Origin of the sequence: Actinomadura kijaniata NBRC 14229 (assembly GCF_001552175.1) — a bacterium.
In the GTDB taxonomy this organism is placed as follows: domain Bacteria; phylum Actinomycetota; class Actinomycetes; order Streptosporangiales; family Streptosporangiaceae; genus Spirillospora; species Spirillospora kijaniata.
In genome coordinates this window covers 1-23,316 of record NZ_BCQR01000119.1, presented here as the reverse complement: position 1 = coordinate 23,316, position 23,316 = coordinate 1, and the positions used below count along the sequence as shown (strand labels likewise).

The window sequence follows — 23,316 nt, the reverse complement described above, 5'->3', positions numbered from 1 at the left end:
GGGCCGCCCGCCAGGTGGAGCGCCCCGGAGCGAAGCGAGAGGACGAACGACCTGGCGGGCGGCCCTGTCCGTGCGACGATCGCCTGCGCTGGGCGGTACCCCCAGCCACTTGGTGACGTCAGGCCCGTGGTCGGATGACCTGCGGCCGCCTTCCGCCGCTGGTGGGATGTACCAGAGGGGTGGTGGAAGGTTGCCGCAGGCTGGGGGTCGTCAGCTACAGGAACGTGGCGACGAGTTCGGCGAACTCCTCGGGTCCGATGACCGGGATGCCCAAGGACTCGGCTTTGGCCAGTTTGGATCCGGCCTTGTCTCCGGCGACGACCAGGGCCGTCTTCTTGGACACCGAGCTTGAGGATTTGCCGCCGGCGCGCTCGATGAGTTCGTTCATCTCGTTGCGCGACAGGGCCTCTAGTGGGCCGGTCATGGAGCCGGTGACCACGACCGATTTGCCGGCCAGCGGCAGCTCGGTGTCGGTGGCGGTCGTGGCGCCGGGCGGGGTCGCGCCCGGCTCGACCATGTTCACCCCTGCCGCCACGAGCTTGTCGATGAGGGGGGCGAGCTCAGCCAGTTCGTCGACGATAACCGGGGCCTTCTCCGGGCCGAGGCCGTCGACCTGCTGGATTGCCTCGGCGTCGGCGGCGCGCAGGTGGTCCATGGTGGCGAAGTGGCGGGCCATGCGCCGCGACATCGACCGGCCGGTGCCGCGGATGCCCAGCGCGGTCAGCACCCGCGCCAGCGGCTGCCGCTTGGCGACCTCGATGGCGTTCAGCAGGTTGTCGGTGGAGGTCTGGCCCATCCGCTCCAACGACAGGATCTGCTCGCGGGTCAGGGTGAACAGGTCGGCGAAGTCGGCGATGAGACCGGCGTCGACGAGCTGCACGATCCGGGTGCGGCCCATGCCCTCGATGTCCAGGGCGTCGCGGGAGACCGCGTACTCGATCGAGGCCAGGGCGTTGCAGGCCCGGCCCAGAGTGCATCGCCACCGCTCCTGAGAGCGGTCGATGTCGCTGCCGCACCGCGGGCACACCTGGGGGATCGCGATCGGCTGCTCGGCGCCGGTGCGCACCGCCACCAGCGGCGCCTCGATCGCCGGGATCACGTCCCCGGCTCGAAAGACGGTGACCTGGTCACCGATCATCAGGTCCTTGCGGGCGATGTCGGAGGCGTTGTGCAAGGTCGCATACGTGATGGTGACGCCACCGATCGCAACCGGATCCAACACTGCGCGCGGCGCGATGATGCCGGTGCGGCCGACCTCCCACTCCACATCCACCAGCTTGGTGATCTTGGTGTCGGCGGGGAGCTTGTAGGCGATCGCCCAGCGCGGCGCGCGGGAGGAGAAACCCGCCTGCTCCTGGTCGAGCGCCGCATCGGCCTTGACCACGATCCCGTCGATCCCGAACTCCAGGCCGGCGCGGGCGTCGGCGATCTGCTTGACCCTGGCCAGCACGCCGTCGAGGGTGTCGTAGCGGACCGGGCCTGCCAGGGCGGCCGAGCTGGTCTGCACACCCAGCTCGGCCAGCAGCTCCAAGATCCCCGAGTGGGGGAGCGCCGTCAGCTCGGCGGCCAGCGGCTCGCTGGTGCCCTGCAAGGGCAGGGCGCTGTAGCCGAAGAACGTCCACTCCACCGCGAACGTGCGGGTCTTGGTGCGGATCGCTCCGGCGGCGGCGGCGCGCGGGTTGGTGAATGGGTCACCGCCCGCCGCCACGCGGGCCGAGTTCGCCGCCTCGTACTGGTCGCGGGTCAGCAGGACCTCGCCACGGATCTCCAAGGTCTCGGGGCGTTCCAGCGTCGTGGGCAGGCCGACGATGTGGCCCAGGGCGTTGGCGGTGACGTCCTCGCCCTCGGTTCCGTTCCCGCGGGTGATGAGCTGGGCCAGGCGGCCGCGGTGGTAGCGGGCGGCGATCGCCAGGCCGTCGAGCTTGGTCTCCACCGCCCAGGCTTCGACCGGGCGGTCCAGCCGCCGTTCCAGGCTCGCCGCCCACGCGCGCAGCTGGTCATCGCCAAAGACGTTGTCCAGGCTCAGCATCGGCCGGGTGTGGGGGACGTCGCCGGTCGCGGCGCCGCCGGCGACCTTGCCGGTGGGGGAGTCGGGCAGCACCTGGTCGGGGTGGGCGGCCTCCCAGTCGGCGATCGCACGGACCAGGGCGTCGTAGACATCGTCGTCCATCGTGGAGGTGCCATCGGCGTAGTAGGCCGCGGCGGCAGTGGTGGCGGCCTCGACGGCGGCGGCGTAGTCGTCGGTGGTGGCGATGGCAGAGGGCGCGGCAGTGCTGCTCATGAGATCATTCTTCCTGGTAGGACTGACATTGCTCGGGTGCTGGCGGGGGTGTGGGCCGCCCTTGATGCCGATGAGCGAGGCGGCGTGCTGGCGGGCCTGCGCCCGGGAGGTCATCGTGGTGTGGCTCAGCACCGTGCCGTCTTGGTCCAGCACTTCGACGGTGTAGGGGGCCTGGCCGTGCCGGGACGGCACCCGGACCGGCTCGCCGTCGCCGGTCGCCGTCGAGCTCAACACTTTGGTGTTGGCTCAATGCGGACCCCTGTCCTGGGCCAGCAGGAGTCGGATCTGCGTCTCGTCGGGGCAGGTGTCGAAGGACTCATCGGTCAGGTACGCGCCGGTCGCGGCGTCGAGCACGTCGAAGGACAGGCCACTGGTGCCGCTCCAGGTCAACCGCTGGACCTGCACGCGGCGTCCGTCAATGTCGTGCGTGGCCACAATGGTTTCGCTGGTGATGCGCTGTTTCACAGGCACTCCTTGGGAGGTCCGCCCGGTCGACGGGCGGGCGGTGCGGCAAGGTCGTCGCATGGCGCGGGTTGGCGCTAGAAGCCGCGGTCGGTGCGTAGCGGATGCGGGACGGGGTGGCGGGCAGCGCGCCGCCTGCGCGTTCGCTGCCGCAGGCGCGGCCCGGGCCGCAGCAGGTCGTCGTCCCAACGGAGCCAGCCACGGGTGATCAAGGAGGAGGTCAGCTCGCGGATGTAGCGGGCCTGGGCGTCGCCGGGCAGGTCCGCCAGCTCCGGGCGTGTCTGGATGGCGGTGGTAGCGGGATTGGGGCCGGTGTCGTGGACGTCCCACCAGCCCGCGACCCACAGGGCGATCTGTTCTCCCAGGTCGTCGTCGGCGAGGTCGACGGCCAGCCACTGCTTGACCGGGGCATCCGCGGGGGTGCAGTCGTTGGCCAAGGGTTGGGGGGTGGGACCGGGGGAGCTGGTCATTGGGGCCTTGCGGCCTGCAGTCGAGGCGGTCATAGGCATCTCCTGTGGGCAGGAAGGGGGCACCGACCGGCGCAGCGGCTACGCCGGTTGGTGAATCACCTGGTCAGGCGCGCGGAGTTCGTTGTGGCTGGTGCTGGTGGTCGTGCTTTGGGCGGGGGTTGGGCAGGTCGTAGCTGCCTGCGGCGAAGAAGTAGCCCTGGTCACGGGCGCGGACGGAGGGCCGCTGATAGCGGGTGGGTCGCCCGTCGAGCTCCCAGCACGCTTCGTGCCAGACCGAGCACCGCATCCTGACGAAGTCGCCTTTGGCGCTCTGGCCGTGCTCGCTGTGCTCGCCGTGCTTGTGGTTGTTCAGGCGGCCATAGCCGTCGTGTGTGCCGCGCTGAAGCTGGTGGTCGGGGGTGATGCTGACGCCGATGCCCATCCAGTCGTTGCGGCCTGGGGTGATCGAGTAGGGGCTGAGCAGCGGATGGTGACAGCGAAGGCAGCAAACCGAGACAAAGCCCATGGCCGTTCTCCGTTCATCAGGGCGGACGAGGAGGTGGACAGCGCGCCTGGCTGGCCCGGCGCGCGCCAGCCAGACTTCGCAGTGCGTCAGGTGTTGTCGGTGTTGCGCCGGTCCCGCGCGTTGATCCACCAGGCCGTGGCCATCAGAGCGGCGAACAAGCCGTAGATCCCTGCGATGACCAGCAGGCCCCGCAGCAGTTCGGCCACCGCCGACACGGCGAAGCCCGCCGTTGCCAGAACGTCAGCGGCGACGGCGTCGTACCGCCTCTCGGCCACCCAGCCATGCTGGCGGTTGAAGTACAGGAGGGCCGAGCCCGCAACCATCGCGGTGCCGACGGCGAGCAGCAGTTGGTAAAGGTCCATGGCAGTGACTCCTTTCGCCGGAGGCAGTGCCGCTCCTGGTGGGCGGCTTGAGACAGTCGGGGCTGCGCTCCGACGATCAGGGCCAAGGACCGGGCGGGAGGGCGGTCGCATGAGCGCAGCGTTGCGACCGCCCGCCCGCCCGGTCATCCTGCGTCGCCGGAGCGCAGCCCCGGCCTCGCACGGCGTGCTCACCACACCTGGGGGAGGGTTGCCGGTCACGCTGACGTCGGGGGTTGCCCTTTCATGCCGGCGCGGCACCGGGGGGTGGTCTGGATGTCGACGGTCACGTCGAATCCGCGGACCTGGAGGGCGTGGCGTAGGCGTGCGATGGCCCCCAGCGGGCGGGCTGGCCATGGCTGGTCCCGCGCAGGTAGGCGCAGGGCTCGCTGCGGCGCGCCACGTGGACGCGCAGCTTGCGGGCTGGCTGGTGCGTGCGCGGTCGCAGCAGATCAGGGCGCAGCATTGGGTGCGAGCCCGACGTCGACGACCTCCAGCTCGGTCCAGAAGGTCTCGGAGGAGTCGGCGTGCTCGACGCGGACGGCGGTGCCGGTGACGGCGGCCTCGATGGCGTGGTCGAGGTCGGCGACTTCCAGCGGCCACGGGCAGCTGGTGCGCACGAGCACCAGGCGCTCGTAGACGTGCGGCTGGTCGTCGGCGGCCGGGAGCCGGTCGGCGGGCATGTCGGGATCGACACCGTGCTCGACCAGCCACCGCTCCACCTCGGCGACGGCGTCGCCGCCGGGCCAAGAGCCGTCGGCGTGCTCGATGTTCTTCAGGCGGCGCAGCAGAGCGACTACGGGGGCGGGGATGCGGTGCCACACGATCGTCATGAGGGTCACGGGTCCTTTCGGGAAAGGTGTCACCCACGCGGTGGCTCTCGCGGATCTCGTCCAGCAGCGCGCGCCGGTCGTAGGTGGCGATGCTGCGGATACCGCGGGCCGCGTAGTGGGCGGACAGTTCCTCGTCAGCCACGGGGGTTACACCTTCCAGGCCGGGCGGGTTCGGATGGCGGGCATGGACGGTCCCGGGGTGTTCGGGTGTGGTCGGTGGGTGAGGGGCGGGCGGCCGCGAGCGGGGTGGGCGCGGCCGCCAGGTCAGACAGAGCCTGCAAGGGCCTCCATCGGAGATGGCAAGGCCCGCCGCCCCATGCGCTAGGGCGGCGGGCCTTGGGAAGGGAAGGGCCATAAGGACACTGACGCGGAGCCGACGCCTGCCAAAACCGGCGCAGCAGCGAGTCATTCGCATCGGCGGGAACTGCTAATCGAAGAGGATCTGGCCCATCACATCGTCGATGAGGGCCACGGCCTGCTCCTCGGGCAGCTCGTCGATCTGCGCGAGCATGTCGTAGTCGACGTCGGCGGACGAGTCGGTGAGTTGCTGCTGCGAGGCGACGAGCTCGATCGCTTCGTGAGCGACGGGGCGGTCGCTGCCAGGGGAAGTCATGGTCGTATCTCCGTTCGTTCAGCCGGTTTAGATGAACAGCTCATTTCTGCACAGACGGCATCGCGGGGACAGGAGCAGCGGTGGCGTCAGGGTTACTCGACGCCTTGGCGGTCCTGGTCGGTGAAGGCGAAGTGGCCGGTGGTGGTGCCGCGGGCGACCATGCGTCCGGCGGTGGTCAGGCTGGCCTCGGTGCGGCCGCTGTCGTATGACAGCGCCGTGTCGGCGGAGATGCCCAGGGAACCGGCCACCTCGATGGCGTCCTGGTCGGCACCCAGAAAAAGGAACGTCCAGCCGTGCTTCTTCTGGCAACGGCGGATCATCGCGTGCACCTCGTCGCGCGCGTACTGACGCGAGGCGTTCTCGTGGCCATCGGTGACGATGACCACGATCACCGAGTCCGGCTGCCACCCCTGGGGGGTCCTCAGGATCCGCTTCTCCAGCCGCCGCAGGGTCTTGGCGATGGCGTCCAGCAGCGCGGTGCGGCCCCGCGGCTGCAGGACCAACCGCGGCACCTCCTCCAGCGGCCAGATCTCGTACACCAGCTCGTACTCGTCGTCGAACTGGGCCAGCGTCACCGTGGTGGGGACGCCCGCCTCGTCCTGGGCGTCCAGAAACTCCTCCAAGCCGTTCTCGGCCTCGGACTTGATGCGCTCCATCGAGGACGACCGGTCCAGCAGGATCTCCAGGTGCTGCAGCCTCGGCAGGTCGCTGATCGCGGCGATGTCGGTGGTGGTGTCCATATGGATCACTTCCTTCCGGCGAGAAGTGCAGGCAGTGTTCAGCCCGCCAGCAGGGAGCGCCGACGGGCTGCGGACGGGATAGGGCGAGCCAGGGTGAGTGGGTTCGGACGCGCCCAGAGGTCAGGCAGCTAGGTCCTGAGGGTTCTTGGCACTATCGGGTTTGGGGTCGATCGTGGTGACGGTGCCCTCCTCATCCGCTTCCCCTTCGCTCCCATCGGGGAGTTCAGCGGCGGTCTCGGCAGCCGGGGCCCGACTGGTTGATCACGCTGTTCATACGCAGGACACCGCCAAGAAACTCCAGAACTCCACTGCAGAGCCGCGTGGCATGGCCTGCTGGCCTGGTGGGAGCCGTTCGCCTTCCCGGCGCGGCCACCGCAACCCGGCGTGCCGTCGGCCGCCGGGTTGCGGTGGCCGTGGCGGGAAGGCAGGCTCGACCACCAGGCCAGCAGGCCAGCAGGCCATGCCACACGGCCTTGTGATCTCCGCTTCAAGCGTGATGAGGATGTGCGGAACCGGCGCTGAGGCGGCCCAGCGGACCAAGGTGCGCCGGGCGATGGAGATTCAGCGGAGCGGGCCGCTGCTGGCCAAGGGGGGCGCATGCCTGACCGTCATGCCGACTCGAGTATTGATGTTGATGTCGCCTTCGGGTGCCGACAGGCAGGCGCACTCATACCAGACAGAAACCTAATTCTGTCCGGTATGGCGCTCAACGAGCGATGGGCAGCTCTGCAAGCGCATCCCACCAACTGGTCAGGCCCCCAGTGCCGCCTCGGCGACCACCCGCCCCGCGGTGCCCTCCTCGGGCTCGATCCGCCACCCTGGCGGCAGTATGTGCGGTCGAGACTGGTCCGTCACCCTCAGCGACGTCAAACCAAGGGCACCGCCGACTTGAACGTCGCGAAAGGCCGCGACACCGCCGATCTCGGCCCCGGTGAACAGGGAATCACCGCTGATCTCCGCCTCGTCGAACTTGACGTCGCCGCTGATCTGCGCCCCGAGGAACCCGGCGTTACCGCCTACCTTCATCCCGAGGAACCAGGCGGCGCCGCCGATCTTCGCCCCGTCGAACCTGGCGTCACGGCCGACCTCTGCCCTGCTGAACCAGGCGTCACCGCCCACCTTCGCCTTGTCGAACCTGGCTGCGCCACTGATCTTCATTCCGAGGAACCCGGCGACGCCGACCTCTGCCTCCTCAAACCAGGCGTCGCCGTCGACCTCCGCTTGGAAGAACCCGGCGAAATCGTCGACCTTCACCCTGTCGAACCAGGCGGCGCCCTTGAAGTTCGCCTTGTTGAAGGTAGCGGTGTGGAGGTGGCAGCCCGTCAGGGTGAAGTTGATGAGGGTGGCGTCGCTCAGGTCCAGGTCGATGCCGGCCCAGTGGGCGGTGGCGCTCGGTTGCAGGTGGGTGTGCAGGATGCGTTGGGCGGTGAGGCGGACCTGGCGCTCCTCGTGCGGATTGAGAATGGGGGCGACGGGTTCTTCAGGGATCGTGTCGGCGCGGCGGGCGCGATAGCGGCGGGCGGCCTGGCGCTGGTGGCCAGCCGGGTCAGGGGCGGTGGGCGGGGTGTAGGGCATCCTCAAATACGCGCAGATGATGCTGACGATCGTCTGCTGATGCCGCGGGTTGTCGTTGGCCAGGCGTTCCAGGGTGTACAGGGCGGTCAGGCGGACCGGGGCCTTGTCTGAACCCAGTTGGGTGGCGGCGGCGTTGTACAGCTCGGTCACCCGCCGCTCGGCGGCGTCGTGCTGTTCGTGGGCGTGGGCGTCCTCGGCCAGGCGGTGGGCTTCCTCGGCCAGGCGCTGGCGGCGGTAGGCCATCACCAGCGCGAACAGCGCCCCGACTCCGGCGACGGTACCCAGCACGAACTTCAGCACATCCAGCAGTTGCTTTGCCGGTAGGGACTTGGCCGGCTCCAGGCGTGGGAAGCCCAGCGCCGCCAGCACTGCGACCATCACCGCTGCCAGCCCCACCACCGCGGCGACGGTCGCCACCGTCAGTGCCCGGCCGATCGGCCACAACCCCGCCCGCTGCTCCAACTCCCGCCGCCCCGGCACCCCCGCTGGGGTAAGAGTGCCTCCACTGTCGCCATCGGCCATACCGGTAGCTCCTCGCCGCCTGGCCCACAGCACACCGGGCCGCCCACACCTCAGACGCAAACGCTCACGAGCCGGTTGACGCCGGCCACTTCCACAGCACCAAACCCCAGCTCGAGCAGAGTCGGTTCTGTCTGGTTAGTGCCCTTGGCGTCTGTCCCGGGCAGCGCGACGCCTCGGCCAGCCGGGAGTCAGCCCGGAAGCACCGTGAAGGCGAACGGACCGGACCTGCGGCGTATCACACGGCTCTAATGGCATCGCCGCATGCGCGTCCGGTTCCCAGGCGGACGCTATGCATCCAGCCAGTCATGGGTGAACGCCTCCACCTGATCACGGCCCCACTCCCCCATTTCCGCCGGCGAGTAGCCCAGCAGCGCCGCGATCGCCAACACCCCTCCCGCCAGCAACGCCAGGGCCAGCAGAACCGACGGTGACCCGCTGTTGGCCGGAGGTTTTGAGGAGGGGTGCCTCGGGGAGGGCTCCGTCATCCACTTCCTCAGTCGGTGGTCCGCCTGCTGGCGGGTCCGAGAAAAGTCACTGTTGTAGCGGCTGGGGGCCATTCGTCCTCCTTGAGGGATGTGTCGAGGCTGCGGCGCAGTCACAGTCGTCACCGATTGAACGCACACCGTAGTCATTCGGTGCTGTGGTGACCGACTCCGGCCACAGCCCTCAGGGCTTCCCTCTGCCCCTGGCGGCGTGGGCACGTCCGAGAGGTGGCGGGACCGGGCCGCCTCCGCCAACCTTGACCGTCCGCCCTGCAGGCCAGGCAGCATCGGGCGCATCACCGGTCATACAAGCCTGACCTGGGCGGCAAGCGCCTCCCTGGCACCACCCTCACTACCGTTAGCACTCAAACGACTGCGGATAGTGGAGAACCTTCGCCACGGAACGGACCCCCGATGCGCCTGCGCCCCACCACCCTGACTGGCACCGCCCTGACCGGCACCGCCCTGCTGTCTGCGGCCCTGCTGCCCCCGAGCCTGCTGGCGGCAACCGCTGCCCCCGCACACGCCACCTCCACCGCAACCACCGAACAGGCCACCGGGCAGAGCAAGGCGGTGCGCGCGCCGCAAGGAGCGCTACCGGCATCGGCGGTCGCAACCTCGGCGCTGGCGGCGCCGGAGGGGTGGGCGTTGCGGTATCCGCAGGTGCCGTGCGTGCAGTATCTGACGCCCAACACCGCCTACACCGCCATCCACCGCACCTACCGCACCGACGCCATCGGCCGCCCCCGGCGCGCCAGCGTCAACACCCTGTCCCAACGCACCTCACCCCGCTCACCGTGCGAGCCCACCGTGGGCGCCTGGGGACCGCCCGGCTACCAGGGCGGCCACCTGATCGCCGCCACCCTGCGCGGGGTGTCCGAGCGCTACAACCTGGTCCCCATGCAAGGCAACCAGATCAACCAAGGCCTGATGAAAGCCATCGAGAACGGCGCCAAACGCTGCCTGACCCGCGCCGCGGTCACCGGCTACACCATCACCCTGACCTACCCCACCGGCACCTCGGTGGTCCCGGCCCGCATCCAGGTCGACATGCTCCCCCACGCCCGCAACCCCGCGGTGCCCTTCACCGCCTCCTTCCGCAACACCACCTACCAGCCCGCCGGCTACACCCGCCTGCGCAACGAAATCCGCGCCAAATTCACCCGCAGCGGCTGCTAACCCCCAAGGCCACGCTGTCTGCAGCAAATCGCCCGCTACCTGAGCAGCAACCAGTCACGGGCACCGCCGCGTGGTCTTACCAGCGGTTCGCGGACCCACCTTGCGAACCAGGCCTGGCCTCACCAGCTGATGGATCGATGCGGTTCAGCGTGATCTGGCCCCGCCCTGTTCCGTCATCGCTGCTTTCTCTCGCTGGTGGGCGTCCAGAGCATCGCCGCGGGCACGGTGGCGGCCGCCCAGCGAGATCCACCCCCGCGCACTGTGATGGTCGCAGCTGTTGACCGGCTTGGCTCCCGCCGCCTGACCTGTCAGCGGGTCAGCAACAGGTACAGCAGCACCGATCCGATGACGCTGACCAGCAGGGACGCCAGACACCCCATTCGGGACGAGAAGAAGAACATGCCGCGCCCCTACCCCCGACCGGCATCTTCACGCCCGCCTCCTTGATCCCCGGTCCGGCCCGCGTCCCTGGGGGCGACGCGCGCCGGACCGGCCGACCCCCTCCACCGAGGGGAGAGACGCCATGCCGCTGCCTGACGCCAACGCGCAGCGGCCGTCCCGCTGGACCCGGTGTCAAGTCGTGATCATCCCGCCGGGTGCTGCGGGCCCGCCGCTCCAGTCCAGGGGCCGGAGAAACCATCCCCCGTTCATGCAGAGGACGCTGTGGCCTGACTCCGCATGCCGGCCTCGTCGCACCCGGCGTGACAGCAGCTCACCCTGACCGGCGACCGGTACGTACTGCGCGCCGCGCACCTGGCAGAACTCCCACACTGTCCGATCAGCACCTCGGCGCGGTGCCTTCCTCCCGTATTCCGGCCGGGCCCCAAGGAGGACCGGTCGACCGGCGGGCGGCCTACATGCCGAGGCGGGGGCCGCCCAGTTCGGGTCCGCAGTGAAGGTAGGGGGCGTAGCCGTGGTGAGGTCGTGCTGGCATTGCCGTGGTGCGCGTTGGGCGGCGACCTGGTGGTGGTCGGTGCGTTCGACGTCCTCGATGCGCTGCGCGCGGGGGTTCTCGTTTCCTAGCCTCGTTCGATGGACGTTCGCAGCAAAGTACTGAAGATCCTGGCTTCTTCGACCAGTGACACCCGTTTCAGCCAGTCTTACCTGCCCTCGACGATCCGGGCTCAGACCGGTGTCAGCCTGACCCAGGCGTGGGAAGTGCTCTGGGGGCTGGTCGCCGACGGCCTGGTCTATCTGGATCCCGACGGCCAGGGTTCTGGGACTGACAACTGGCGGTGGAGGCTGTCGGAGCGTGGCCGGGCCGCTATCACCGGTGGGCCCTGGGAGCCCTATGACCCTGAGGGGTATCTGAGCCGACTACGCCGCCAGGTCCCCGATCTGAACCCTGTCGCCTTGCGCTACGTGCAAGAAGCACTGGGTGCCTTCAACGCGGGCTGTTTCCTGGCCTGCTCGGTGATGCTGGGCGTGGCCTCCGAGCAGGTCTTCATCGGCTTGGCCGACAGCGTGGTCGCCGCCCTCGACGCCAACCCTGGGCTGGGCGGCACCGCCGACAAGCTCAAGCAGGCCCTGAATAACCCCAAGCAGTCCCAGCACACCCGGTTCCTGGAACTGCGCAAGCGCTTGGAGCCCCTGCGACCGACCCTGCCCGACGACCTCGGCGACAACCTCACCATGGACGCCGTCGCCGACCTGCTGCGTGTCACCCGCAACGACGCCGGGCACCCCACCGGACGCGACGTCGATGAGAACACCGCCCACACCCATCTGCAGATGGCGGCCCGCTACCTGGAGAAGATGACCGCCCTCCAGCATCACTTCGAGGCCCTGACCAACAACGCCACCGGTACAGCAGGTTCCAGCGCCAACATGGGTCAAACCACGTAGGCGACATCACAGCCCCGTACCGCGCGTCGGATCTTCCAGCGCTCCAGGTCGCCGACAGTGCCCGAACGGGCGGCGCGGCGGGTGCGGCGTTCCACTCCCGAAGCTGACCTCAGACATCCGAGCACGTTGCGGTGTCAAGCAGCAGCGAGCATTCGGGGTGGGAACGCGATGGTCTCGTCGTAGGTCCGGCGGGTTTGCAGGCAGTGGAACAGGCAGCCGATCAGGCGGTTGAACAGGTGGCGCAGGGCTGCGGTGTGGGTGTCGCCGGTGGTGCGGCGGCGGTCGTAGTGGGCGCGGGCTCCTGGTGAGGGGCGCAGGCAGGCGAAGGCCCAGACGTAGCCGGCGGCGGCCAGGCGGTCGTTTTTAACCTTGCGGTTCATGATCTGTCGGGAGCGGCCGCTGGCGCGGGTGACCGGTGCCGATCCGGCGTAGGCCTTCAAGCCGCGAGCATCGGTGAAACGCGTCCGGTCATCGCCGAGCTCGGCCAGGACGCGGGCCCCAACCAGGGGGCCAACCCCGGGGAAACTGGTGATGATCTGGGCGTCGGGATGCTGGGCGAATGCTTCCTCGGCTGCGGTGGCCAGGTCCTGCTCGGCCGTGCAGGCGGCTTGGAGCTGGCCTAGCAGTGCGGTCAGCTGGTGGCCCATGGCCTGTTCGATCAGCTCGGGCTGGCGCATGTGCTCGGCGCGGAAGATCTGGTGCAGGCGTTCGACGTCCTGCTCGATGTGGCGGGCGCGGCCCGCGCGTTTGAGGGCGGCGCGGATCTGGCCGCGGGTGAGGGTCGCGGCGCGTGTGGGGGTGGGCGCCAGGGTCAGCAGGACGCGGGACTCGGCCTTGGTGAGACTGCCGCCTGGCAGGTGCGCGAACGCCTCCAGCGCGGCGGCATAGTAGTCATGCAGCAGGGCGCGGATGCGTTGGCCGAGTTGGATGTGGTCCCAGACCGCGTCCTGCTGGGCGCGGGCCAGCACGGTGATCGCGCGGGCCAGGTCGGAGTCGGCGGGCAGTGGCCGGTGCGCGGCCATGTCGGTGCGCAAGATGCCTGCCAGGGTCAGCGCGTCCTGCTCGTCGGACTTCTTGCCTGAGGCGCTGTGGCGGCCGCGATAGCGCGCGACCGCGTAGGGGTTGATGGCGAACACCTGGCGGCCGGTGGCGCGCAGGCTGGCCACCAGCAGTCCGTGCGGCTTTTCGATCGCGATTGGGATGGGGGCGTCTGGGCAGTCGCCGGCCTCGGCCAGCAGGGTCAGCAAAGTGCGCAGGCCCGCGGCGTCGTTGGTGATGCGGGCCTTGGCGACCCGGGTGCCGGTGTCGTCGACGATGGCGATGTCGTGGTGGTGCTCAGCCCAGTCGACCCCGCAAAACAGCCTGGTCAATGCTCCTCCAAGCAGCAGGTAGGCGGTTCATTGGTGCAGCTCACAGCCGCAGCGGAGACGCGCGGCCTGCTAATCGAAGGACTCGCCGGTCCGACATCCGATCAGCCGTTCGCGGCTCCAGCGATCCGCAGGGATCTCCTTCTGCCACAAGAGCTCACCGGCTTGGCCGTGTCTGGGAGATCGGCCCTGCGCACGGGCTCGAACCACGAACACCACGCTTCACCAACCGCCACTGTCGTGACCGGAGAATGCCGGAAGGGCCGGTCTGAGGTGAGACCTCGACAGGGTCCTCCCAAGGTCAGGCTCATCAACCCGGCATCCACCGGCCACGACGGCCAGCGATCCGAGCGAGCGGGCACCGGCGGACCGGTCTGGGGATAGGCATCTGGTGCCCTCCCAAAGATCAGGCTCTGAGACCCGGCACCCGCTCACAACATGCGATTAGCCCCAAGGTAGGACTGAGGGGGTGCCGATCGGCAAGCGACCGAAGGCCTCCGATATTGGCTGCTCCGGTCGCAGGGAGGGTATTCATCAATCACGCCTAACTCCGTTTGATGAACAGGAGTCGCTGTGTACGTCTCGTACCGTGCGCGCAGCTCTGCCATGTTCACGTACCGGGGCACGCGATGTTTGGCAGGTCTCATCGCCCCTTCTTAGCTCCCTCGCCTCGGGCATGTGACGGAGGTGGCGGGGCGAGGACACGCTTGACGCTAGCTGATCGGGTCTAGACTCATCGGCGGGTTCCACAACCCAGCTGACCTGCTCTTATCGCGTTCAACTCGTTGCCGGGCGGGTGTGCTTCTTGACCTGCGCCGTTACTCCGATGGGCGGCAAGATCATGTGCAGCCATGTGCAGATTCGACGGCAACTGCGTGGCCGCAGGGTAGGCAAACGAGCGCACCTTCCACGATGTACGCCTCGCTCACGAGCGCCGAGCAGCAGGGTGTGGGCCGCAGGTCCTTTATGAGGGTTCTCGTGCCGCCGCAGCGTGGCCATTGGAACGCCGCTGCGGTTTCGGCGCTGCACTTAGTGCGTTCGCCTGGCTGGAGCGTCAACAGTGTCCACCTGCCCGTGGCCCCTTCAGAACCGGGTGGTCTCGTCGGTGCGGGCCACCGAGCACACCTCTTCAGCCGTCACGCCACGGATCTCACGCAGGTCCGCGCCAGCCAAGTCCGCGCCGGTCAGATCCGCGGCGGTCAGGTCGGCGCCAGCCAGGTTCGCACCGGTCAGCTCGGCACCAGCCAGGTTCGCACCGGTCAGGTCGGCGCCAGCCAAGTTCGCGGCGGTCAGGTCGGCGCCAGCCAAGTTCGCGGCGGTCAGGTCCGCGGTGGTCAAAACCGCGCCGGGCAGGTACGCGGCGGTCAGGTTCGCGCTGGTCAGGTCCGCAGCGGGCAGGTACGCGTTGGGCAGGTTCGCGGCGGTCAGGTCCGCGCCGTACAGGTTCGCGCTGGTCAGGTCCGCAGCGGGCAGGTACGCGCGGGTCAGGTCCGCGCCGGTCAGGTCCGCGCCGGTCAGGTCCGCAGCGGGCAGGTCCGCCTTGGGCAGGTTCGCGCCGGTCAGGTTCGCAGCGGCCAGGTTCGCGCCGGCCAGGTTCGCGCCGGCCAGGTTCGCGCCGGCCAGGTTGGCGCCGGTCAGGTCCGCGCCGTACAGGTTCGCGCCGCGCAGGTGAAGGTTGGTGAAATCGAAGGCACTGCGTTCGGGACGGCGGGGGCGGCTCGCAAGAACGGTGAGGGCGTGCTGCACATCGGGCTCGGGCTGGTTGAGCCGGTACGGCTCCGGGGCTGGTTGGGGGGCGTGCATCCACACGGTGTGCTGGCCGGTGGCTGCGGGCGGGTCGGCCCGCTCAGGCACGCGGCGGCGAACGAAGGTGGTCAGCACCTCGATCACGTCGTCGTGGTGGGGGGCGGAGTCCCGGGCGACGTGGTCCAAGGCGTGAATGCCGCCCAGACGCACATCCATCTCCGCCGAGCCCAGGCGTTCCAGGGCCTTGGCGAACCTGTCAGTGACCTGTCCGCGATGGCTGAGCCGGTATCCGCGCCAGGTGAAGACCAGACCGGTGGCCACCACCACCGCACCGCCAACGGTGGCCACCAGCAGCCGGGCGCTGTGCCGGTCAGGCTTGCCGGTCAGCCCCATCCAGTCGGGCACCTTCCACAGCGCCACCGCGTACCCGACCACACCCGCCAGCAGCACCAGACCGACCAGCCCCCAGCCGGCTTTCCGCGCCACCGGCGCGTTCAGCCCATACCGCCGTGCCTCGGCCCGCACACCAGCTCCGTGATGCCGCATCTTGGCCCGCGCCCGCGCGATCGTGCCCACCGCCGCACCTCCACCCCGAGGCGCGGAGAGCGCCCCAAGAGTTAGAGACGGACGCAGGGTCGAAGGTTCCCCCAGTCACCCCGGCTCGAGTGACCCGGCCCGGCGTCCTGGCCTCACCGCGCTCCCGCCGTTCGTCTGGACGGGGAGGGGTATGCCCCCGCTCCACCTCGCGATGGCCGGGCACTGCTCGTACCGCCCGCATGCGCTTCTAGTCGCTGTCGCTGATGGCGGTGCTGTACCCGCAGGGCAGACACACCAGCGCCCCCTCAACGACATACGCCTGACTCACGGCTGCGCTGCAGCAGGGCGCCGGCGGCAGGGGCTCACCCCGCTTGCGGGTGCCGCCGCAACCCCACTGGTAGGCGGCCGCAGTCTCGACGCTGCAGGCGCTGCGCCACTGGTCGGGCGGCACATGGGAGAGCCGCTGCCGGACGGTGGCGGGATCGTAGCCATACAGGCCCCAGGGCTGGCCGCTGCGCCCGGGAATGGTGGGGTGGTGGATCCAAGCCAGCCACCCGCCGGGGGGCAGGCTGCCAGTGGTCGATGAGGGCGGGCCGCCACGCTCCCGCCAGGTGGATCCAGATGGCCGGGCTCTGGGCGGGGTGGCGCTATGGACAGCGAGCGGGGCCTCGACGGCATCTCGACCCGCATCCATGCCAGCCATGATCAAATATTTGTTCGATCATTAAGGATCATGTTCGCGCCGTCATCCAATGTCTATGAGGTGTTTCCGCCGCAGAGTGTCCGCGCGGTGCGACCGCGCCATCCCGAGGCTTGGGTCCGACATCAGGGCCAATGACGCGAGGCTGTGGTGCTCTGCTGATATCTGGCCGAGCACTCCGTGCTGCTGCAGTAGGTCACTCCGGCAGAAGTGAGCCCGACACGGTCGTGGTGGCCTGGCTGCCCGGCTCGATCTGTCGCGCCATGGCCAGATGCCTCCCCCGGAGGGAACGCGGCAGGGGTCAGCCGGCCGACATGGAGTCGAACGCCGGGCACTGCAGGGGGGCACGACGACCGGGCGCGTATGGATCCTGGTGCTCACACGCTACGGCGAGGTAGACGGCCGGGACATGTACGCGGTGGCCGCACAGCTGGCCGACGGAGCGCGGGCGACGGTCGCCGAGTACGGGGCCAGGCTTCACCGACTGCCCGGCCCACGCCGGTTGTTCCAGACAGCAGATCAGATGTTGGGGTAGATCACGGCAATGTCGACCCTATGCCCGACCATCCGGTAGATCATGCGGACGTGTCCGCGTTCCAGACGGTAGGTGTCGAGGATCTCCTCCTCAGGGATCCATCCGCCCGATAGGCGTCGGCCATGAGGGAGACCGCGACCGTCACGCCCCTCCTTGTAGAGGACGTTGGGGAGGTCGAGCAATTGCTGGCGGGCCAGCGGCAGCCACCGGATGCATAGGCCATCAGGCGACGCGCCGCACGTTCGGCGTTCGCAGGCTTCCTTGGGGACAGGTTGGTCCGGAAATCAGTAGAGGCATCGGTCGCTCCGGCGGCATGCTCAGCCCATGGACAGTGGCAGGTCGTGGGACTTCGACGTTGAGACCATGGGCTGGGAGCTGGTCTGGTTCGGTCCTGATGAGTGGCTCGCAGGAAGCTTTCCGGTGACGCTCGAGCAGCTCCTGCAGATCCGCCACCTGTTCGACTACGGCGACGATGAGTGGCTCGGCCTCGGCGACTACCCGATCGAACCCCACCACTGGCCCACGCTGATCAAGGTGTTGTCCTGCCCTGCACCAGAGCCACAGAACTTCTACTTCCTCTGCGCCTTCACCGCAGGCTCCTGAGGCCTGCGACAGCAACGGCGCTCCCGACAGATGCTTTGGGCTGGACGAATAGCTCACGGAGAACGGGCTGCACCCATATCCGTTGACGGCGCCCCAACAGAGAAGGGTGCGGTTCCTTTCGAAGGACCTTCTCACCTACGCGGGTTTACGGGTTCAGGGCCGGTTCCTGATCGTTCCATTGCGGCGGCAGGTCCGTCTGCCGGGGAGCGAGGACGTAGGAGTTGTTCTCGTTCCTGCGTTTGCACGTCACCTGTGTTATCCCGGGGATGGCGCACGCGGTACGCCTGATTTCACCGGTGAGAGCTGGCCCCACCCGTTGGCGTTCAGATGGGTGGGTTTGAGCGCCGTTTGCGTTCTGTTGCTCTCACGGTGTGCCGTCTTGCACTTGGAGGTGATGCCAGGGGTGGGTGCATCCGTGAGCGCAGTCCCTGAGTCGTCTGCTGTGGTCAGCTATCCCGAGGAGAGCGACGAGGAGCCGGAAGGACTTGATTCTCTCGTCTTGAGGCAGCTGGATGATCTTGCCGAGTTGGGTGTGTGGGTTCGGGCGGGCGATGAGGACCGCGGGGGTGTGGGTGGGGCGCAGTCCAGATCGGCGGATGCTCTCGGCTATGTCTTCTTGGCTGGGATGTGCCTGGATGCAGTAGTTGGAGAGCTTGCGAAGGATCTGGGCTTGGTGTGGCGGACTCATGGAGTCGAACCAGGCAATGCCCGAGTCGAGCGGGCGCAGGCCTTGGGCAAGCTCGTTGAGCACGACGGCAGGATCGTCGGTCATGGCTACCCCTGTGCAGCTCGCTGGTCGTTGGTGAGTCTAGCTGGGGCGGGACAATGCAGCTTTGGGTGCGGTTCTTTCTGAAGAGGAGGGCTGATCACGCGGTCAGGTCGTACTCGTTCTGGCGGCCTGTGTGAACGCGGTGGTGTTCCTGGTCGAGATGGTGGTTCCAATAAGCGGGGAAGTTTCCGTTGGCGACTACGGTCCGTAGTTTCAGGACGGCTTCGGCTCCCTCCAGTCCCCATCGGGCGCCGCCGATGTCCAGGCGGTCGGCTACGACGTGCCGGACCGCGCCTTCGATGACGCCGGTGGCAATCGGCCATCCCGCTTCCAGCGCCTGGTCGTAGCGTAGGAACGCGGCGTGGTTGGTCAGGTAGCGGATGCAGGCGTTGATCTCGCCCCGGCGGTGTGGGTCGAGCGCGGCGGCTTGGGCGTCCAGGGCGGCAATGATTTGAACGGTGTGTCCGGCCAGCAGCGCCAGGGCGTGGGTGGCCACCCAGTCCTCGGCCGCGCCGTCACCGGGGTGGTGCAGGTCCCAGGCCGCTGCCCAGAGCTTTTCGATCACATGGATGAAGTCGATCACGATGTGGATCGAGATCCCTCTTCGGGCAGCCTCAGCATGGATCAGATCCAGTTGGTGCCGGGCACCGTCGACCAGCACGACCCAGGTGCGCGCGTGCGCGGGATCGCGGGCTTGGGCCTGGTCGAAGACCTGGGTGATCACCTGCTCCGGTTCGGCGATCACGGATCCGCCCAGCCATTTCCCGCTCGCGCGCGGTCCGGGCCGCGGCCGCCGGGTTCCGTGGCGGCCGCCGGGAACGGCGATCACGTCATGCGGGCGGCGGGGCGCGGGGACCGCGTCGTAGACCACTCCCAGAGTGGCCATTCGTTTGCGCGCTGGTTTCTCTCCGGCGGCCAGGCGGGTGCGGAAGGTGCGTGTGGCGCGGGCGGCGGCCTTGGCGGTGGCCGGGCGCAGCGCCTCGGGCCGCATCACCACCCCTTTCTGGTCGGTGCTGAGGATCAGTAGTTCGTCGGCGGTGCGCGGGAGCGGCATGACCGCAGCGTTGAAGCTGTCGATGTCGCCTGCCGCCCGCCGCACTAGCTCCAGCAGTTGCCGTTTGCCCACCACGTTCCCGCAGCGGACGTTGATCGACTCCAGCGCCTGGTCGAACGAGCCCCGCGCGGCCTCCAGCGCGGCCAGTCGGGCCAGGCCGTGGCTGTGCCGCCCGGCCGGCAGCGACAACGCCGCATCGGCCGGGTGCAGATACTCAGTCCCGGCGGCGCGCCAAGCGCAGCGGGTCACGGTGACGGTGCCGAACACCGTGGCCAGCAGCCGCCGGTGCCCGGTCTCCAGGCGGCGGCGCTCAATCCCGTCAGGTCCCACGATCCCGGCGCCGGTGCCGCGAAGACCCGCGGCGTCGTGGCGTTCGTGTTCGGCGTGCAGATCCAGGTGGGCCTGCAACAACAGCCGTTGCAACTCCCGCCCTCGTTCAACCAGTAGGTCCTCGAGCTGATCGTGGCTGAAGGACAGGGCCGGGGAGTCGGTGAGCTGTCCGATCAGACAGTTGAAGATGTCCCTGGCGGCCGCAAAGACGTCAGCGCCCGTCCCGGCGACGTAGCTTTCCATCGCGGGCTCTTCTTCCCGGCGCGGGCGGTTTGGTGTGGTTGCCTTCGAACCTGCACCCGAAGAAGAGCCCGCCGCAATCACCCCACCGGTGACGAGGCCATGCCGCCCGGCTCACCGCTCGGCTCGGACGTCGCCGAGGCGGTCAGCGTGAACAACCCCGGCTCCTTCTCCATTGCCCAGCCGCGTTCGACCAGCCGTTTGAGCTTGGACCGCAGCCCCTCGCGCTTGGCCGCAGTGTCTTCCAGCCCCATCGCGGTCGCGATCTGCCCGGCCCGCATCGGCGCGGCCGCATCAGCCAGGATCTCCACCGCGTCCCGATACGCCGTCGGCAATGCCGCCGCCATCAGGCCCGGCCGCCACGGCGGCACCGTCAGCACCCCAATCGGCGGCGAGCCCGCCACACCGCTGGAGGCACCGGGATCGACGCGGTCGAACTCGACCGCCAGGTCCTCCACCGTTCCGGCCGCCTCGCCCACGACCTCCTCCACCGTTTCCCGGGTGATGACCAGCCGCGACAGCCGGTCCTCCTCGACCTCCAGCAGCCCGGTCAACTCGACGATCTGTTCCCGAATCTCCTCGATCCGCTGCCGTGCCACGGCCTCGCGCCGCGCCAGCTCCTCAAACAGTGAACCCATCGTGGTCGCCTCCACCTCGAACGGTAGAAGACGACCCCAGGCACAGCGACCGAACCCTCAAAACCCCAGCTCACCCAGGTCCTTCAGGAGGAACCGCACCCAACAGAGAACGGCCATCACAGTAGCGGCCGAGACCAGAAGTTAGTTGGGCGGCCTGCTGAAGTCCTGGTCTTCCGGTTCCGCGCCCTGGCATAGTCCCCAGTAGTCACCGGCTTGGCGGATATGTCCCCGGCGTTCAGGCGGCGTTGTGGGTGCCGGTGGACTGGTACAGAACTCGAGCCCGGCAAGCAGCGGGGCCCGACCTTGAGTGTCGGGCCCCGCTGGTGGTGCACAGGCGGTGGTCAGCCGCTGAGGAAGCCCTCAGTGATGATCCGGATGGTCGTGGTGATGGCGACGCACGCGGCGGTCAGAGCGGTGCGGATGCGGCGGTGCCGCTTGGCTGACCGATGGTCCTCCTGGCAGCCGCAGGCCTCGACGGGGGCAGTCGTAGGAGTGGGGCGGGCGAGGTCGTTGGGATGAGCCATCGCAAACTCCTGGCGGGCTGTGACCCCAAGCGGGATGCCAGCGGGGTCCGATGCCCTTGATCCAGGCGGTCCGGACGGTTTCCGGCGATCTGTCCGCAGGTCCGACCGGATAGGACATGCTGGATGACCAGACGCCTCTGACCTCGATCCGGTGCTCCGATGCTGATCCGGACCGGAGCATCACCGGAAGGACAGGGCCCGGCGTGGGCGAGAAGACGGGAAAGATGGTGGGCGGGCGTGACAGACCAGCAGCGAAGACTGGGCACGCCGTCGACTTCCGGCGCGGAGGCCGCCCCGGCGAGTGCGGGTGAGCAACTGGCGGTGGAGTTGCGCAGACTGTATGAGGCGGCTGGGGCGCCCGAGCATGCGGTACTGGCGCGCCAGGCGGCGGCGCAGCGTCCACCGGTGAAGCTGCCTGGTTCTACCTTCAACGACTGGTTGAACGGCAAGACCGTGCCCAGCGCCTCGGCAGCGTTCGACTTCGTGGTGACCTTCCTGCTGGCCCGCCCGGACGTTCGCACCCATCCCGGCTACCAGCAGCGCCCGTTGCCGTGGTGGCAGACCTTGCGTGCCCAAGCCCAAGCCGAGCGTCGCGCCGCGCGCAGCCGCCCCCGCCGCTCACCCACCCTGACCGAATCCCCCCACTCGGCATCGTCGACCGAAACGAGCACCAGCGCCTCCATCAGCTCAACCGCCAGGTCGGCCATCACAGCGGCGCCGGTGTACCTACCCTCACAGGCCGGTGAGTTCTTCGTCGGCCGCCAAGGCGAGTTGGCGCGGCTGGACGCCGCGTTCACCACCAGCTTCGACGCCGCGGCAGCAAGAGAGGGACCAGTGGCGGCGGTGGTACACCAGCGGTCCGGCCCAGGCCGCCGGGTGGGGGCAGTGCACGGGTTGGGCGGAATCGGCAAGTCCACCCTGGCCGCGCACTGGGCCGCCACCCGACGGGGCGAAGGGGAGACGGTGTGGTGGATCGTGGCCGACAGCCCTACCGCCGTGCGGGAGGGACTGGCCGGGCTGGGCACGGCGTTGTTGGGGGCTGAGGCGGCCGGCAAGCCCTTGAAGGCGCTGGCCGAGCACGCCATCGGCTGGTTGACCCGTCACCACGACTGGCTGCTGGTGCTGGATAACGTGCACCGCCCGGTTGACATCGAACCGGTGCTGGCTCGCCTGGCCGGGGCAGCAGGGGGCCGGGTGCTGATCACCAGCCGACTGAGCACCGGCTGGCATCGCATCACCGGCCAGGTCATCGCCCTGGACGTGCTGGAGCCAGAGCAGGCGGTGGAGCTGCTGACCCGTACGGTGACCGCCGAACGACCCGGCGCCGATTTGGAAGGCGCTGATGAGTTGTGCGCGGAGTTGGGGTACCTACCACTGGCGATCGAGCAGGCCGCTGGCTACCTGGCCGTCAACGCCTGCTCTCCCCGTGCCTACCTGCAACGATTGGCCACCTATCCGGCCGCCCTGTACAGCCACCCCCGCCCCGGCCACGACGACAATCTGGACCAGACTGTGGCGCGAGTGTGGCGCTCCACCCTGGATCACCTGACTACCGCCATCCCGCTGGCTGGAACCGTGCTGCGGGTGTTGGCCTGGTGGGCGCCCGGGGAAATCCCCCGCGCCCTGCTGGATGGTCTCGGCGAGCATTTGGCCGGCGAAGACGCAGGGATGGCCGTACAAGAGGCGGTGGCGCAGTTGGCCGCCTACAACATGATCACCCTGTCCGACGACGGGCAACGCATCGGCGTGCACCGACTGGTGCAGGCCATCGCGCGCACTCCTGCTCCACCAGGCGCCGACCACACCATCGATCCCCACCGCCGGGCCAACGACATCACCGCCGCCTGTCATCTAGCCACCACTCTGCTCAACCAGAACCGCCCCGCCGACCCGTTCGATCCAGCCGGGTGGCCAGCCTGGCGGACCTTGCTGCCCCACATCGAGGCCTTGGCCGACCACACACGTCCCGACCAAGACACCTCCACTCTCAGTCGGCTGCTGGACCGCACCGCCGCCTTCTTGCAAGACCAGGGTGCGCTAACCCGCGCGATCACCTACCTTGAACGCGCACTGGCTGCCAACCAGCGCCTGCAAGGCGATGACCACCCCTCTACTCTGACCTCCCGCCACAACCTGGCCCTCGCCTACCGAGAGGTCGGTGACACCGGTCGGGCGATCAACCTGCTGGAGCGGGCCCTGGCCGACAGCGAGCGGGTGCGAGGTGCCGACCACTCCTTCACCCTGACCTCCCGTCACAACCTGGCCTTTGCTTATCGAGAAGTCGGCCAGGTGCAGCGGGCGATCTCGTTGTACACCCAGACGCTGGCCGACAGCGAGCGGGTGCTAGGTGCCGACCACCCCTCCACCCTGACCTCCCGCCATAACCTGGCTGTTGCCTACCGAGAGG

Annotated in this window: 20 protein-coding genes; 4 read left to right on the top strand and 16 right to left on the bottom strand. The window is 68.9% G+C overall.

Annotation, left to right across the window (positions count from 1 at the left end):
• Window positions 1–214: 214 nt before the first annotated feature.
• The 10 genes from ligA to AKI01S_RS31935 all read right to left on the bottom strand — a co-directional run bounded on the left by ligA (window position 215) and on the right by AKI01S_RS31935 (window position 8,917).
• Complete coding sequence (gene ligA / locus AKI01S_RS31985; protein WP_245681865.1) at window positions 215–2,512, bottom strand: NAD-dependent DNA ligase LigA; 2,298 nt, start codon at window positions 2,510–2,512, stop codon at window positions 215–217.
• A 15-nt stretch (window positions 2,513–2,527) separates the two neighbouring features.
• Window positions 2,528–2,746, bottom strand: a complete 219-nt coding sequence (locus AKI01S_RS31980) for a hypothetical protein (protein ID WP_067826065.1) — start codon at window positions 2,744–2,746, stop codon at window positions 2,528–2,530.
• A gap of 74 nt (window positions 2,747–2,820) precedes the next feature.
• Window positions 2,821–3,180, bottom strand: a complete 360-nt coding sequence (locus AKI01S_RS31975; RefSeq protein WP_067826062.1) for a hypothetical protein — start codon at window positions 3,178–3,180, stop codon at window positions 2,821–2,823.
• A gap of 136 nt (window positions 3,181–3,316) precedes the next feature.
• On the bottom strand, window positions 3,317–3,718 hold the full coding sequence (locus tag AKI01S_RS31970; RefSeq protein ID WP_067826060.1) for a hypothetical protein: 402 nt from the start codon (window positions 3,716–3,718) through the stop codon (window positions 3,317–3,319).
• An 86-nt stretch (window positions 3,719–3,804) separates the two neighbouring features.
• Entirely contained in the window at window positions 3,805–4,080 is a 276-nt protein-coding gene (locus AKI01S_RS31965; RefSeq protein WP_067826058.1) for a hypothetical protein, read from the bottom strand.
• A 449-nt stretch (window positions 4,081–4,529) separates the two neighbouring features.
• The gene (locus AKI01S_RS31960) at window positions 4,530–4,919 is read right to left on the bottom strand and encodes a hypothetical protein (RefSeq protein ID WP_157420293.1); all 390 of its coding nucleotides are present in this window, start codon (window positions 4,917–4,919) and stop codon (window positions 4,530–4,532) included.
• A 418-nt stretch (window positions 4,920–5,337) separates the two neighbouring features.
• Entirely contained in the window at window positions 5,338–5,523 is a 186-nt protein-coding gene (locus tag AKI01S_RS31955; RefSeq protein WP_067826054.1) for a hypothetical protein, read from the bottom strand.
• Window positions 5,524–5,615: 92 nt separating this feature from the next.
• Window positions 5,616–6,263 carry a vWA domain-containing protein gene (locus tag AKI01S_RS31950; RefSeq protein ID WP_067826052.1) on the bottom strand — a complete coding sequence of 216 codons (648 nt, stop codon included), beginning with the start codon at window positions 6,261–6,263 and terminating at the stop codon, window positions 5,616–5,618.
• A 750-nt stretch (window positions 6,264–7,013) separates the two neighbouring features.
• A complete protein-coding gene (locus AKI01S_RS31940; RefSeq protein ID WP_067826048.1) occupies window positions 7,014–8,360 on the bottom strand; it encodes a pentapeptide repeat-containing protein in 1,347 nt (448 codons plus the stop codon).
• A gap of 287 nt (window positions 8,361–8,647) precedes the next feature.
• On the bottom strand, window positions 8,648–8,917 hold the full coding sequence (locus AKI01S_RS31935; RefSeq protein ID WP_067826044.1) for a hypothetical protein: 270 nt from the start codon (window positions 8,915–8,917) through the stop codon (window positions 8,648–8,650).
• Window positions 8,918–9,256: 339 nt separating this feature from the next.
• Here AKI01S_RS31935 and AKI01S_RS31930 point away from each other — a divergent pair, with 339 nt between their 5' ends.
• The gene (locus tag AKI01S_RS31930; protein ID WP_067826042.1) at window positions 9,257–10,021 is read left to right on the top strand and encodes a DNA/RNA non-specific endonuclease; all 765 of its coding nucleotides are present in this window, start codon (window positions 9,257–9,259) and stop codon (window positions 10,019–10,021) included.
• A 1,032-nt stretch (window positions 10,022–11,053) separates the two neighbouring features.
• Window positions 11,054–11,866, top strand: a complete 813-nt coding sequence (locus tag AKI01S_RS31925; protein ID WP_067826040.1) for a hypothetical protein — start codon at window positions 11,054–11,056, stop codon at window positions 11,864–11,866.
• A gap of 134 nt (window positions 11,867–12,000) precedes the next feature.
• On the opposite strand, the gene AKI01S_RS31920 is transcribed toward AKI01S_RS31925, so the two are convergent.
• Both AKI01S_RS31920 and AKI01S_RS31915 read right to left on the bottom strand, forming a co-directional pair.
• Complete coding sequence (locus tag AKI01S_RS31920; RefSeq protein WP_439951696.1) at window positions 12,001–13,236, bottom strand: IS110 family RNA-guided transposase; 1,236 nt, start codon at window positions 13,234–13,236, stop codon at window positions 12,001–12,003.
• A 1,080-nt stretch (window positions 13,237–14,316) separates the two neighbouring features.
• Window positions 14,317–15,555, bottom strand: a complete 1,239-nt coding sequence (locus AKI01S_RS31915; protein ID WP_084000453.1) for a pentapeptide repeat-containing protein — start codon at window positions 15,553–15,555, stop codon at window positions 14,317–14,319.
• 1,520 nt (window positions 15,556–17,075) lie between these two features.
• On the opposite strand from AKI01S_RS31915, the gene AKI01S_RS31905 reads away from it, so the two are divergent.
• Window positions 17,076–17,354, top strand: coding sequence for a hypothetical protein (locus tag AKI01S_RS31905; RefSeq protein WP_067826034.1), 279 nt, complete (start codon window positions 17,076–17,078; stop codon window positions 17,352–17,354).
• Window positions 17,355–17,718: 364 nt separating this feature from the next.
• Here AKI01S_RS31905 and AKI01S_RS31900 read toward each other — a convergent pair whose 3' ends face one another.
• From AKI01S_RS31900 to AKI01S_RS31885, 4 genes are all read right to left on the bottom strand, one after another.
• Window positions 17,719–18,126 carry a DUF5958 family protein gene (locus AKI01S_RS31900; RefSeq protein ID WP_067826032.1) on the bottom strand — a complete coding sequence of 136 codons (408 nt, stop codon included), beginning with the start codon at window positions 18,124–18,126 and terminating at the stop codon, window positions 17,719–17,721.
• A 94-nt stretch (window positions 18,127–18,220) separates the two neighbouring features.
• Window positions 18,221–19,750: an ISKra4 family transposase gene (locus AKI01S_RS31895; protein ID WP_067826030.1), complete on the bottom strand. Its 1,530-nt coding sequence runs from the start codon at window positions 19,748–19,750 to the stop codon at window positions 18,221–18,223.
• A gap of 77 nt (window positions 19,751–19,827) precedes the next feature.
• Complete coding sequence (locus AKI01S_RS51045) at window positions 19,828–20,400, bottom strand: hypothetical protein (protein WP_067826028.1); 573 nt, start codon at window positions 20,398–20,400, stop codon at window positions 19,828–19,830.
• 326 nt (window positions 20,401–20,726) lie between these two features.
• Window positions 20,727–20,909 carry a hypothetical protein gene (locus tag AKI01S_RS31885; protein ID WP_067826026.1) on the bottom strand — a complete coding sequence of 61 codons (183 nt, stop codon included), beginning with the start codon at window positions 20,907–20,909 and terminating at the stop codon, window positions 20,727–20,729.
• A 237-nt stretch (window positions 20,910–21,146) separates the two neighbouring features.
• Here AKI01S_RS31885 and AKI01S_RS31880 point away from each other — a divergent pair.
• Window positions 21,147–23,316 (top strand): tetratricopeptide repeat protein (locus AKI01S_RS31880; RefSeq protein WP_067826024.1); only part of this gene is annotated, 2,170 nt, incomplete at its 3' end.

Coding starts and splice junctions, on each gene's coding strand:
- AKI01S_RS31925 (WP_067826040.1), top strand. CDS start 11,054: ATGGACGTTCGCAGCAAAGTACTGAAGATCCTGGCTTCTTCGACCAGT.
- AKI01S_RS31970 (WP_067826060.1), bottom strand. CDS start 3,718: ATGGGCTTTGTCTCGGTTTGCTGCCTTCGCTGTCACCATCCGCTGCTC.
- AKI01S_RS31965 (WP_067826058.1), bottom strand. CDS start 4,080: ATGGACCTTTACCAACTGCTGCTCGCCGTCGGCACCGCGATGGTTGCG.
- AKI01S_RS31935 (WP_067826044.1), bottom strand. CDS start 8,917: ATGGCCCCCAGCCGCTACAACAGTGACTTTTCTCGGACCCGCCAGCAG.
- AKI01S_RS31885 (WP_067826026.1), bottom strand. CDS start 20,909: ATGGCTCATCCCAACGACCTCGCCCGCCCCACTCCTACGACTGCCCCC.
- AKI01S_RS31950 (WP_067826052.1), bottom strand. CDS start 6,263: ATGGACACCACCACCGACATCGCCGCGATCAGCGACCTGCCGAGGCTG.
- AKI01S_RS31895 (WP_067826030.1), bottom strand. CDS start 19,750: ATGGAAAGCTACGTCGCCGGGACGGGCGCTGACGTCTTTGCGGCCGCC.
- AKI01S_RS31905 (WP_067826034.1), top strand. CDS start 17,076: ATGGACAGTGGCAGGTCGTGGGACTTCGACGTTGAGACCATGGGCTGG.
- AKI01S_RS31955 (WP_067826054.1), bottom strand. CDS start 5,523: ATGACTTCCCCTGGCAGCGACCGCCCCGTCGCTCACGAAGCGATCGAG.
- AKI01S_RS31900 (WP_067826032.1), bottom strand. CDS start 18,126: ATGACCGACGATCCTGCCGTCGTGCTCAACGAGCTTGCCCAAGGCCTG.
- AKI01S_RS31940 (WP_067826048.1), bottom strand. CDS start 8,360: ATGGCCGATGGCGACAGTGGAGGCACTCTTACCCCAGCGGGGGTGCCG.
- AKI01S_RS31930 (WP_067826042.1), top strand. CDS start 9,257: ATGCGCCTGCGCCCCACCACCCTGACTGGCACCGCCCTGACCGGCACC.